Consider the following 11,751-nt stretch of genomic DNA (forward strand, 5'->3'; position numbering starts at 1 on the left):
GTGCCCACTCAGCTCGCTCAGGTTGCGCCAGCCGGCGCAGTTCCCGACCTCAGGAGGCGAGGCGGAGCAGGGCCCTGAGCACGTCCTCGCTCACGGCGCCGGAGCCACCGGTGAGGACGACCCGCTCGGGCCCGAGCCGCTCGAGCGCCTCGCGGGTCGCGGTCGGCACCTTGTCCGGGCCGGTCAGGAGCACGGCGCCGCCCTTCGCGGCCGCCACCGGACCGGCCGCGAGCGCATCGGCGAAGGACACGCCGGCCCGACGTGCAGCACCTCGGCCGACTGGCCCGCGAGCAGGGCGGCCGTGGCATAGCGGTCAGCGCCGCCGATCCTCTGCACGCTGCGCCCGAGGTCACCCAGCTCCCGGGCGACCTTGTCGGAGACGGCGCCCTCCCCACCGACCACGACGATCCGGGCCGGGTCGAGGCGCCGCAGCGCGGCAGCGGTGGCCTCGGGGATCCCGTCCTGCCGCACGAGCAGGATCGGAGCACTCTGCTGCCCGGCACGGGCCGCGGCCGCGAGTGCGTCGGGGAAGCCCGCTCCCGTCGCGACGTAGACACTCCCCTGCTCCACGACCGGGTCCATCCCGGCCAGGGCCGCCGCCGTCTCGTAGCGGCTGCCCCCCGACACTCGGTCCACGGGCGCCAGGCGGGCGACCTGCTCCAGCACGCTCTGGGGCACGGCGTCCTCGCCGCCCACGACGACGACCTCGCTCGGCTGCAACCGCACCAGCGCCTCGCGCGTGACCGAGGGCAGCGCCGGGCCACCGGTCAGCAGCACGGCCTCCCCACGGGCGCCGGCCTTGGCCGCGGCGGCCAGCGCGTCCGGGAAGTCGCGGCCGCTGGTGAGGAAGACCCGCCCACCCGGTTCGGTGTCGCGGGAGAGCAGCGCCGCGGTGGCATACCGGTCCGCGCCGCCCACCCGGTCGACCGAGGGACGGTAGGCCGCCACCCCCGCCTCGTGCAGGCGCTGGTGCAACGGGTCGGTGAGGGTCGCGGTGTAGCTCGGGACGAGGTGCGAACCGCTGCCGTAGAGCTGGGCACGCCCGACCACCGAGGCGCACCGCGGGCTGAGGTATGACGTGGGGCAGACCCAGTCCCGGAGGTCGACGAAGAGCGCGCCCGGCACCCGCTCGGCCGCGTCGCGCATCGAGGGGTTGCCGCTGCGCGACTCCGGCAGCGACACGACGCAGGAGCGCAGGCTGTAGCCCTCCTCGAGCGCCTCGGCGACGCAGGCGGACGGGTTGCCGTCGCTCGGGACCGGGGAGTCCCAGAGGGCCACGACCTGCTTCACCCCGAGCTCGCGCAGCCAGGTCCAGGTGCGGGTGTAGCCGTCGGCGACGTCGCGCCGCATACCCCCGGTGATGACCATGTCCGGCGGGTTGGCGAGGAGGTGCGTGCGCAGCGCAGCCTTATAGGCGTCGCACTCGGGGTAGCTCGGCTCGGGCTCGTCGGCGAAGGAGCAGGCGAGCTTGGTGTACATCCGCAGCCGCCACCCCTCGCGCAGGGCGATCTCCTCGAGGGCGGGGAAGTATTGCCCCACCTTGGAGGATCCGAGGACGGCCACCTCCACGTCGCTGTCGACGTCGCCGTAGACACAGCCGGGACGCACGGTCGTGCCGGTGCGTCCCACGTGGCAGCCGTCGGCGTAGTAGGAGGGGTACATACGGGTCACCGCGGTCACCGGCGGGGTCATCGGCAGCACCGGTGGGCCCGGGGTCAGGTCGTCGAACTCCATGCGCGGCTCGCTCCACCCCTCGTCCCGCAGGGCACGCGCGCCGAGGTCGTCCTCGTCCCCGGTGAGCGCGGTCGCGGGCAGCCCGGTGAGGGCCAGCACGCCGGCCAGCAGGGCGGCGGCACAGGCACGCAGGGCGATCTCCGGGCGGCGGCGCCCGTGGCGGTGACGGAGGGACACACCGGGGATTCTACGGTCGCCGGGGTCTGGCACGATCTCGTCCGTGGAGCAGTCGGACGTCGTGGCGCTGGCGCTGGCCCGGCCGTGGGCGGACCAGGACTGGGCCGCACCCCTCCTCGAAACCTTCCCGCGGACCCTCGCGCAGACGGTGCACCGGTGGGGGCTGGTCATCGAGCGGGCGCACACCGACGGGGTCGGACTGCCGGTGCTGGAGGTGCGCCGGGGCTCGGAGCGGGCCGCGGTGAAGTTCGACGACGCCGGCACCGACCTGACCCAGCAGGTGCGGGTCATGACGGCGGCCGGGGGCCGTGGCTACTGCCGGGTGCTCGACCACGACCCGCAGATCGGGGCCGCCCTGCTCGAGCGCCTCGGCCCGTCGCTGGCGCGCACGACCCCGGACGGTCTGGCCCAGGTGGACGTGCTCGTGCGGCTGCTCGAGGCGGCCTGGGAGCTCCCGACCGAGGTGGCGCAGGCGGAGCAGCCGAGCGAGAAGGCCAGCCAGCTGCTCGCCATCGTGGAGACCGAGGTCGCCGAGGGCGGGTGGGTGCAGCGGCATACCTCGGCGTTCGACCGGGCGGGCCGCCTGGCCCGCGCCCTCGTCGCGGACCCGCACCCCGAGCGCGTGGTCGTCCACGGCGACGCGCACAGCCTCAACGCGCTGCAGCGACCCGGGGGCGGGTATGCCTTCATCGACCCGGACGGCTTCCTCTGCGAGCGCGACTACGACGCCGGCGTCGTGCTGCGCGACCTCATGACCGAGCTCGAGGCGATCGCCGGGGCCGACGGCGGGGCGGCGGTGCGGAACTGGCACCGGCGCCAGGTCGCGTCGGTGAGCGCCCGCCTGCGCCTGGAGCCGGACCGGGTGGACGCCTGGGCCTTCGTGGAGCGGGTGTCGACCGGCGTCTGGCTGCACCGGCTCGGCTACCGCGAGGAGGCGGAGCGCTGGCTGCGTTCCGCCGACCTCCTGGCGCCCGGCTGAGGGCCGGCACCCATGGGGCCGCCGTCCGCTACGGCTCCCCCAGCTCGGCCAGCACGGCCGGGAGGACCTCGTGCATGTCGCCGAGGACGGCATACCTCGCCTGGGTGACCATCGGCGCCTCACCGTCGGTGTTCACCGCGATGATCGTCTTCGACGAGCTGCACCCGGCCCAGTGCTGGATCGCGCCGCTGATCCCGCAGGCAAGGTAGAGGTCCGGAGCGATGCGGCTGCCGGTCTGACCGACCTGCTCGTGGTGGGGCCGCCAGCCGAGGCTCGTCACGACGCGGGACACGCCCACGGCACCGCCCAGCCGGGCGGCGAGGGCCTCGACGTCGGCGAACCGGTCCGCACCCCCGACGCCTCGACCGGCGCCGACGACGACGTCGGCGCCGGTCAGCGCCGAGGTGTCGCCGCCCTCGCGAGCCTCCAGCCGTACCACCTGCGCCGTCAGGTCCGCCTCGGTCAGTTCGACCGCGACCTGCTCGACCTGCGCCTCACCCGGCGTCGGTGAGGCCTCCGGCACCACCGCGTGCCCGGCGACCGACGCGATGGCTGGCGAGCCGGACAGCGCGACCCGCTCCAGGACCGCGCCGCCGACGACCTGCCGCTCGACCTCGACCGGGTCCTCCTGCACGACCGCCACGACATTGGTCGCCATCGGCACCCCGCGCGTCGCCGCGACGTGCGCCAGCACCTCGTTGCCCCGAGGCGTCCCACCGGCGACGAGGTATGCCGCACCGCCCGCCTCCACGGCGGCGCCGGTCACCTTCGCCCAGGCGCGGGCGGCATACCGCTCGAGCCGCTCGTCGCCGCAGACGTAGAGCGTGTCCACGCCCTGCTCCCGGCAGTGCGCGAGGACGGCCTCGTCCGGAGCACCCACCCCGCCGACCAGCACGGCAGCCAGCCCGGCGGCCCCGCCCGGCATCGCCCGCGCCAGCGTCAACGTCTCCCGGGAGACGACCGACAGGCCGCCCTCCGCACCCTCGTCGGGCTCCACGACCACCAGCACGCTCATCGCACGACTCCCATCTCCCGCAGCACCTCGACGAGGCGCGGCGCGGCGGCCGCCCCCTCGCCGAGCAGCTCGACGTTGCTCTCCGGCGGCGGCAGGACCCGCAGACCGAGCCGCCCCGAGCCCTGCGGCACCACCGCGGGCTCGACCACCTCGATCGGCGCCTTCTTGGCCTTCATCCGACCGCTGATGTTGGGGTAGCGCGGCTCCACGCCACCCTCCAGGACGGTGAGCACGGCCGGCAGCGGCAGGTCGTAGACCTCGGTGCCGGCCGCCGTCCCGACCCGCACGTCCACCCGGTCCCCGCTGATCGCGACCTGCTGAGCCCCGGCGACCACCGGACGGTCGAGCAGGTGCGCCAGCCGGATACCGACCTGGTGGTCACCGGTGTCGGCGGCGTCGTTGCCGACGAGGACGAGCCCGAAGCCCGACCCGCTCGCCTCCCGGGACCGCACGACCTCGGCGATCGCCGCGGCCACGTCAGCCGGGCCGTAGTCGTCGGCCACGGCGTCGACCCGCACCGCCTCGTGCGCCCCGACCGCCAGCGCCGCCCGCAGCTGTTCCACGCTGTCGTCGTCACCGAGGGTGAGGACGGTGACCGACCCGCCGCTCTCCCCGGCGACCGAGGCCGCGATCTCCACGGCGCACTCCTCGTGCGCGCTCATGGTGTAGCCGGCATACCGGCCGTCGACCGAGCTGCCGTCCGGCGTCAGAACCACCTCGCCGGAGGCGTCCGGCACCCGCTTCACGCAGACCAGGACGTCGGTCATCGGGAGGCCACCCCCACCGGCTCGGCGCCTGCCGAGGCGTCGGCATCGGCCTGCTCGAGCTCGGCATACCGACCCTTGACCCGCAGGTTGTCCGGGTCGAGCAGTGGCGTCGCGTCGATGCTCGCGACGGTCACGGGATAGAGCTCCTCCATGTAGGACACGGCCAGCTCGGTGCCGACGACGGCCTGCTCGGGCGGCAGGAAGGCCAGGAGCACGTGCTTGCCCAGGCTCGGGGCGGAGGCCGCCGAGGTGACGTAGGGGTGGTGGCCGTGGCCGTCGGTGAGGGTCTGGCCGTCGCGGGTGAGGATCGGCTCACCGCCGAGCATGTAGCGCTTCACCCCGCTGGCGCTGGTGTGGTCGTCGACGGTCAACGCGCACAGGACCGCCTTCGGCTCCTCCTGCGCCTGCGCGGTGATCGCCGCCTTGCCGATGAAGTCGGCGTCCTTGACCTTGGGTCGCTGCATGCCGGTCTCGGCGAGGGTGCGCTCGGAGTCGAGCTCGGCGCCGTAGGCCCGGTAGCCCTTCTCGATCCGGCCGGTCGCGGTGTAGACCCCGATCCCGACCGGCACCACACCGTGCTCCCGCCCGGTCTCGACGAGCCGCTCCCAGAGCGCCGCACCGGTCTCGATCGGGGCGTAGAGCTCCCAGCCGAACTCGCCGACGTAGGAGATCCGGGAGGCCAGCACCGAGAGCTCGCCCACCTCGATGAGCTTGCACGTCCCGAAGCGGAACGTCTCCGGCGACAGGTCGTCGTCGGTCAGCGCCCCGAGCACGTCGGCGGCCCGCGGGCCCCAGAGGCCGATCGTCGTCAGGGACGAGGTCAGATCGACCAGGGAGGCCCCCTCGGGCAGGTGGTCGGCGAACCACTTGGCGTCGACCATGCCGTGCGCCCCGCCGGTGACCGCGCGGAAGCGGTCGTGGGCCAGCCGCATGACGGTGAGGTCGGAGCGGAAGCCGCCCTGCTCGTCCAGGACCGGGGTGTAGACCACCCGCCCGATCGGCACGTCGGCCTGAGCGACGATGATCCGCTGCACCGCCTCCATCGCGACAGGGCCGACGATGTCGAAGATCGCGAAGGCGGTGAGGTCGACGATGCCGCCGCGGGCCCGCAGCGCGAGGTGCTCGGCGTTGATGATCGGGGACCACCAGCGCGCGTCCCACTCGTGCTCACGCGGCATGACCGCGTCGCCGAACTCCTCCAGCAGCGGCGCGTTGGAGGCATACCACTGGGGCCGCTCCCACCCGACGGCCTCGAAGAACTCCGCGCCGAGGGCCTGCTGGCTCTCCCACATCGGGCTCTTGCGCACCGGTCGGGAGCTGGACCACTGCTCCGCGGGGTGGACGATGCCGTAGGTCTTGTTGAACGCCTCGGACGTGCGTGCCCGGATGTGGGCGCGGGTGCGCTGGTGAGGGTAGAAGCGGGCGATGTCGCTGTGCCCCAGGTCGATCTCGGGTATGCCGTGGGTCATCCACTCGGCGACCGCCCGGCCGACGCCGGGCCCCTCCTTGATCCACACGGCGGCGCAGCTCCACAGCCCCTTGACCTCGGGGGTCTCCCCGAGCACGGGCGCGCCGTCGGGCGTGAGGGAGAGCAGGCCGTTGATGGCGTAGCGGATCTCGGCCCGCTCGTCGCCGAGCAGCTCGGGCATGAGCTCGAGGGCCTGCTCGAGCTGGGGGTCGAAGTCGTCCTCGGTGAAGGGCATCTCGGTCGGGCTCAGCTTGGCCTGGGCGATCGAGGGGATCTCGTCGGGCTCGTGCAGGATCGCGCGGTGCGCGTAGGAGCCGACCTCCATGTCGGAGCCGTGCTGGCGCTCGTAGCAGAAGGTGTCCATGTCGCGGATGATCGGATAGCTGATCTCCCCGGGCTTCTCCGCCAGCGGCTCGCACGGGCCGACCGAGATCATCTGGTGCACCGCGGGGGTGAGCGGGATGTGCGCGCCGGCCATCCGTGCCAGCCGTGGGCTCCAGACCCCGCAGGCGATGACGACGACCGGCGCCTCGATGTCGCCCTTGTCGGTCTGCACCGCGCTGATCCGACCCTCGGTGACGGTCATCCCCGTGACCTCGACGTTGGGGACGGTGGTGAGCACGCCCTTGGCCTGCGCCTTCTCCCGCATGATCGTCCCGGCGCGGAGGGAGTCGACGACGCCGACGCTGGGGGTGTAGAAGCCACCGACGATGACGTCGGGGTCGAGGAAGGGCACCAGCTCGGCCACCTCGGCCGGCGTCACCATTCGCGACTCGATGCCCCAGGCTTTGGCCGAGGACATACGCCGCCTCAGCTCCTCCATCCGCTCCTCGGTCCGGGCGACCTCGATGCCACCGGAGGTGGTGAGCACGCCCATCTCGTCGTACTGCCGCATCGAGTCCAGCGTCAGGTCGGTGATCTCACGGCTGTGGTCGACGGGGAAGATGAAGTTGGAGGCGTGCCCGGTGGACCCGCCCGGGTTGGGCAGGGGGCCCTTGTCGATCTGGACGATGTCGGTCCAGCCCAGCTCGGCGAGGTGATGGACCAGCGAGTTGCCGACGATGCCGGCCCCGATGACCAGGACGTCGCAGCGGTCGGGGAGGGAGGAGGTGCTCATGGTCGCCCTTCGTGGTGCGTATGGCGCAACTATGCGCGTATCACGCAACTAGTCTCATCCCGGGCGGGGCGGGGTGTCAAGGATCCGTGCGGCCGGATCGTGGCGTGGGTCGACGACGAGGGAGTATGCCGCCCGCAGGGCACCGCCGGGCCTCGGCCGGATGGGCCCGAGGGTGGGCTTTCCGCGGCCGACGCGAAGGGGCGGGGGGATGGGGCCTGCCGAGGTGGTCGGCGCGAGGAACTGCCCCCTCGCAGCACATCAGCCCCACGCGAACCGCAGTGCCAGGAAATCAGGCTGTGCGCCCTGCATATCCCCGGCAGATCCCCATATCCCGGCATCTTGTGGCATCTGTGACTCACGAGAGCCATCTGGGTCAGGGGGCGTCGCGCGGTTCGGGCCACCAGGGGACCTCGAGGTTGGCCACTTCGGTGAGGGCGACACCCTCGACCCCGCGCCGTGGATCAGGGTGAGGTCGGCCGCCATCCCTACGTGGGCGGCATCTTGTCGGCCGGGATCTCGCTGGGCCACCAAGCGGTGCGGCAGCCATCAGCGACGGTGGCCCGCACCGGCACCTGCCCCTGCTCGTGGAGAGTGACAGCGGTGACGTCATCCCCTACCCAGCCGCCGGCCATGACCACGGCCGGGGCCAGGCCGCTCACGCCTGGGTCGTGCGCCATCCCGTCGAAGTCCATGAGCGAAAGCGAGTCGGCGGCCGGGCGGTGGTCCACGTCGGTCGCGACGGAGATACCTGCCGCACCTCCACCCTCCGTCTCGGACCAGCAGTGGCCCGGGGCGAGCAGGGCACGGCGCACGAAGCGCAGGACCTCCGGCCCGGTCTCGGCGTAGAGCTGCCGGAACTGCACCTCGGCGTCCTCGCCCTGGTGCGTGTGCGTCATACCCCTCCCTGTCCGGCGGCCGGCGGCCTGTGACGTGGGCGCCCTGAAGTCAGCCGGCGCCGACCGTGCGGAAGCCGGTGTTGCCCGTCGAGGAGTCCGGGGTGTTGGCCGAGCGGGCGGCCACGCGGTAGCGGTTGCAGTAGGAGTCGTGGCACAGGTAGGAGCCCCCGCGGATGACCCGTGACCCGCCTGCGCCCGGACCGGTCGGGTCGACGGCGCGGCCCGCGCGCGCGACCTGCGCGTAGGTGCCGGGGTCGAACCAGTCGGCGCACCACTCCCACACGTTGCCGACCATCTGGACGGCGCCGTAGCCGTTGGGCGTGAAGGACGTCGCGGGCGCCGTGGTGAGGTAGCCGTCGGCCAGGTCGTTGCGGCGCGGGAAGTCGCCCTGCCAGATGTTGCAGCGCCACGCGCCCGAGGGGTCGAGCAGGTCGTCACCCCACGGGTAACGGGCGTGGGCGAGTCCACCGCGCGCGGCATACTCCCACTCCGCCTCGGTCGGCAGCCGGCGCCCCGCCCAGGCGCAGTAGGCGAGCGCGTCGTTCCAGCTCACGTGGACGACCGGGTGGTCACCCAGCCCGGTGAGGTCCGAGCGCGACCCACCCGGATGACGCCAGTCGGCCCCGCGCACGCCCAGCCACCACGGCGCTCCCGGCACCGGCCGGAGCACCTCCTCCGGGCGCGCGGCGAGCGCCAGGTGGAAGACCGCGGAGAAGCCGAAGGGCTCGGCCTCGATGCGCTGGCCGGTCTCCGCCACGAAGCGCGCGAAGTCGTCGTTGGTGACGGTGGTCGCGTCGAGGGAGAAGCCGGAGACGGTGACCTCGTGGACCGGGGTCTCGCCGTCGCCCGGGTGGCCGTCGCCGTGCGCGTCGCCACGGGCGAAGGTGCCGCCGGGCACGTCGACCTGCGGGACCGCATGTCGCCCGTGCACCGGGTGTGTGCCGGAGGGCACGGCGACGGGTCGCTGGACTGCGGCGGGCCCTCGGCCCGGGCTGCAGCAGTGGTCGCTCACGTCGGTCATCGTCCACCCGGGCCGGCGGGGCCCCGGTCAGGCCCGGTGCCAGCCCAGGCGCGCGGAGACGTCACCGGCCGCCTGCAGGAGCAGCGGCAGGAGCTCCTCGACGCGCGCCTGGTCGATGCGGAAGCTCGGCCCCGAGACGCTCACCGAGGCGCAGATCTCGCCGTGCGCGTTGCGCACCGGGGCCGCCACCGCGGTGAGCCCCACGTCCAGCTCGTCCCGGGCGACGGCATACCCCCGGGTGTGGACGTCGGCGACCATCTCCTCGAGGGTGTCCGGGTCGGTGACGGTGCTGTCGGTGTATGCCGTGAGCTCGCCCCACGTGACCCGGCGCTCCTCGGGCGTCAGCTCGCTGACGAGGACCCGGCCGTTGGACGTCGCGTGCAGCGGGATGTGCTGGCCGACCCAGTTGTAGGAGGTGATCGTGGACGGCCCGATGACCTGGTCGATGTAGAGCGCCGAGCGGTCACCGAGGACCGCGAGGTTGACCGTCTCGTTGGTCTGCGAGGCGAGCAGGCGGCACACCGGGCGGGCCTCCTGCACGAGGTCGAGGCGGGCGCTCGTGGCGCCCGCGAGCCGCAGGATGCCGATCCCCAGCCGGACCCGACCCCGCTCGGCCGGTTGCTCGACGAGGTCGTGCGCCGCGAGGGCGGCGACCAGGCGGCTGGCGGTCGACTTGTGGACACCGAGCTCGGCGGCGACCTCACCCACCCCCGCCTCGCCGGCGCGGGCCAGGATCTCCAGGATCGTCAGGGCCCGGTCGACGGACTGCACCGCCCCCTGGGTGCGGGCGTCGCCCGAGGCGGACCGACCGGACTCGGCGTCGTTGCGCATGCCGCAACCCTACGCGGCCCCACGCTGGAGCGGTGGGCGCGCGGCGCGCCGGTCGGGTCAGGCGCCGTCGTCGAGCTCGCGGATGCGGGCGTTGAGGTAGCGCTGCTCGGGGATGCTGCGGGTCAGGCGGGCGGCGGTGGCGAAGCTCGCCCGGGCGCCGGGGCGGTCCTCGAGCCGCTGCAGCAGGTGGCCCCGCACCGCGTGGACCCGATGCCACCGCTCCTCCTCGAGCTCGTCGAGGAGGGCCAGCCCCACGTGCGGCCCGTCCACCTCGGCGCTCGCGGTCGCCAGCGCCAGCGTCGTCGCCGCGGAGGGTGCCACCGCGTCGAGCATGCGGTAGAGCGCGAGGATCTGCGGCCAGTCGGTGTCCTGCGCCGTGGCCGCCTCGGCGTGCACCGCGGCGACCGCGGCCTGCAGCTGGAACGCCCCGACCTCGCCCACTGGAAGGCATACCTCCAGCAGCTGCACCCCCTCACGGATCAGCGCGGCGTCCCAGAGGTGGCGGTCCTGGCGGTCCAGCGGCACGAGGTCCCCGCGGGCGTCCACCCTCGCCGGCGACCGGGCGTGGGTGAGCAGCAGCAGGGAGAGCAGGCCGGCAGTCTCCGGGTCCTGCGGAGCGACGCGGTGGAGCAACCGGGCCAGCCGCACCGCCTCCTCGACGAAGGCCCGGCCGATCACCGCGTCACCGGAGCTGCGCTGGTGGCCCTCGGTGAAGACGAGGGAGACGACGTGGCGCACCGCGGCCAGCCGCTCGGGCAGCTCGGCGGGCGGAGTCGGGCCGAAGCCGGCGACCCGCTGCACCAGCGTCGCCCGTGCCCGGCTGATCCGCTGCGCCATCGTCGCCTCCGGCACGAGGAAGCCGGCCGCGATCTCGCGCGTGCTGAGCCCGCCGACGGCCCGCAAGGTCAGTGCCACGCGGGAGGACGGCGACAGCGCCGGGTGGCAGCACCGCAGCATCTGGTCGAGCAGGTCGTCCAGGGCGGGTGTCTGCTCGACCTCGAGATCGGCGGGCCAGCCCTCGGCACCCCGGTGCACCGCGTGGTCCTGGCGGGCCACGACCTCCTCTCGTCGGCGCCGGGCGCCGTCGGCCCTCATCTGGTCGGTGAGCCGCCGCGAGGCGACCCGGATCAACCACCCGCGCGGCGCATCGGGCACACCCTCGCGCGGCCACTGCTCGAGGGCGGCGATGAGGGCCTGCTGCGCGGCGTCCTCGACGTCAGCGGCATCGGTATGCCGTCGCGACAGGGCGGCCAGGACGTGCGGGCGCTCGGTGCGCCACACCTCCTCGACCGCCCGTGCCGCCGCCGACGAGGGCTCGACAGGCTGCGCCCCGGGGGACTCAGTCGACGTCACCACCACCACCCATGACCGGGCGCAGCTCGATCGTCTCCCCGGGTGCACCGAAGCCCCCGGCGATCTGCTCGGCGCGCTCCTGACTGTCGACGTCGATGAGGAAGAACCCCGCCAGGTGCTCCTTGCCCTCGGCGTAGGGCCCGTCGGTGATCACCCGCTCGCCGTCCCGCCAGCGCAGGAGCCGGGAGGCGGCCGGGTCACCGAGGGCCTCCGCGGTGACGAGCTCGCCGGAAGAGCTGATCTCGGTGAGCAGGCGACCGAAGTCGGCCTCCGAGGCATCGCGCTCCTGCTGGGTCTGGTCCTGCGCGCCGGGCAGGAAGTCGCTGGTCGGGTGGCCCCAGGGCTGGGGGTTGGACTGGATGAGGATGACGTACTTCATGGTGCTCCTTGGGA

General features: G+C 73.8%; 11 protein-coding genes. 1 reads left to right on the plus strand and 10 read right to left on the minus strand.

Annotation, left to right across the window (positions count from 1 at the left end; genetic code table 11):
- Positions 1-49: 49 nt before the first annotated feature.
- Positions 50-193 carry a cell wall-binding repeat-containing protein gene (locus FA582_RS14240; RefSeq protein WP_237707492.1) on the minus strand — a complete coding sequence of 48 codons (144 nt, stop codon included), beginning with the start codon at positions 191-193 and terminating at the stop codon, positions 50-52.
- Positions 184-1,911 carry a cell wall-binding repeat-containing protein gene (locus tag FA582_RS14245; protein WP_010147178.1) on the minus strand — a complete coding sequence of 576 codons (1,728 nt, stop codon included), beginning with the start codon at positions 1,909-1,911 and terminating at the stop codon, positions 184-186. The genes FA582_RS14240 and FA582_RS14245 overlap by 10 nt, the downstream gene beginning before the upstream one ends.
- 43 nt (positions 1,912-1,954) lie before the next feature.
- Here FA582_RS14245 and FA582_RS14250 point away from each other — a divergent pair, with 43 nt between their 5' ends.
- Positions 1,955-2,890: an aminoglycoside phosphotransferase family protein gene (locus FA582_RS14250; protein ID WP_010147179.1), complete on the plus strand. Its 936-nt coding sequence runs from the start codon at positions 1,955-1,957 to the stop codon at positions 2,888-2,890.
- Positions 2,891-2,918: 28 nt separating this feature from the next.
- On the opposite strand, the gene FA582_RS14255 is transcribed toward FA582_RS14250, so the two are convergent.
- The 8 genes from FA582_RS14255 to FA582_RS14290 form a co-directional block, all read right to left on the minus strand.
- Positions 2,919-3,905, minus strand: coding sequence for an electron transfer flavoprotein subunit alpha/FixB family protein (locus tag FA582_RS14255; RefSeq protein WP_010147180.1), 987 nt, complete (start codon positions 3,903-3,905; stop codon positions 2,919-2,921).
- Positions 3,902-4,672 (minus strand): electron transfer flavoprotein subunit beta/FixA family protein, encoded by a 771-nt coding sequence (locus tag FA582_RS14260; RefSeq protein ID WP_010147181.1) that lies wholly within the window; start codon positions 4,670-4,672, stop codon positions 3,902-3,904. Before FA582_RS14260 ends, FA582_RS14255 begins: the two co-directional genes overlap by 4 nt.
- Positions 4,669-7,257 (minus strand): GcvT family protein, encoded by a 2,589-nt coding sequence (locus FA582_RS14265; RefSeq protein ID WP_010147182.1) that lies wholly within the window; start codon positions 7,255-7,257, stop codon positions 4,669-4,671. Before FA582_RS14265 ends, FA582_RS14260 begins: the two co-directional genes overlap by 4 nt.
- A gap of 485 nt (positions 7,258-7,742) precedes the next feature.
- Positions 7,743-8,153: a hypothetical protein gene (locus FA582_RS14270; RefSeq protein ID WP_010147184.1), complete on the minus strand. Its 411-nt coding sequence runs from the start codon at positions 8,151-8,153 to the stop codon at positions 7,743-7,745.
- 49 nt (positions 8,154-8,202) lie between these two features.
- A complete protein-coding gene (locus FA582_RS14275) occupies positions 8,203-9,174 on the minus strand; it encodes a formylglycine-generating enzyme family protein (protein ID WP_033228764.1) in 972 nt (323 codons plus the stop codon).
- Between the two features lie 27 nt (positions 9,175-9,201).
- The gene (locus FA582_RS14280; RefSeq protein WP_010147186.1) at positions 9,202-10,005 is read right to left on the minus strand and encodes an IclR family transcriptional regulator; all 804 of its coding nucleotides are present in this window, start codon (positions 10,003-10,005) and stop codon (positions 9,202-9,204) included.
- Between the two features lie 57 nt (positions 10,006-10,062).
- Entirely contained in the window at positions 10,063-11,358 is a 1,296-nt protein-coding gene (locus FA582_RS14285) for an RNA polymerase sigma factor (RefSeq protein ID WP_141567568.1), read from the minus strand.
- On the minus strand, positions 11,345-11,737 hold the full coding sequence (locus FA582_RS14290) for a YciI family protein (protein ID WP_010147188.1): 393 nt from the start codon (positions 11,735-11,737) through the stop codon (positions 11,345-11,347). Before FA582_RS14290 ends, FA582_RS14285 begins: the two co-directional genes overlap by 14 nt.
- Positions 11,738-11,751: the final 14 nt, after the last annotated feature.

The organism is Serinicoccus profundi (genome assembly GCF_008001015.1).
GTDB lineage: Bacteria > Actinomycetota > Actinomycetes > Actinomycetales > Dermatophilaceae > Ornithinicoccus > Ornithinicoccus profundi.

Bases quoted from the DNA above. Each gene is read 5' to 3' on its own strand.
- FA582_RS14255 (WP_010147180.1), bottom strand. From the start codon at position 3,905: ATGAGCGTGCTGGTGGTCGTGGAGCCCGACGAGGGTGCGGAGGGCGGC.
- FA582_RS14260 (WP_010147181.1), bottom strand. From the start codon at position 4,672: ATGACCGACGTCCTGGTCTGCGTGAAGCGGGTGCCGGACGCCTCCGGC.
- FA582_RS14265 (WP_010147182.1), bottom strand. From the start codon at position 7,257: ATGAGCACCTCCTCCCTCCCCGACCGCTGCGACGTCCTGGTCATCGGG.
- FA582_RS14270 (WP_010147184.1), bottom strand. From the start codon at position 8,153: ATGACGCACACGCACCAGGGCGAGGACGCCGAGGTGCAGTTCCGGCAG.
- FA582_RS14275 (WP_033228764.1), bottom strand. From the start codon at position 9,174: ATGACCGACGTGAGCGACCACTGCTGCAGCCCGGGCCGAGGGCCCGCC.
- FA582_RS14280 (WP_010147186.1), bottom strand. From the start codon at position 10,005: ATGCGCAACGACGCCGAGTCCGGTCGGTCCGCCTCGGGCGACGCCCGC.
- FA582_RS14290 (WP_010147188.1), bottom strand. From the start codon at position 11,737: ATGAAGTACGTCATCCTCATCCAGTCCAACCCCCAGCCCTGGGGCCAC.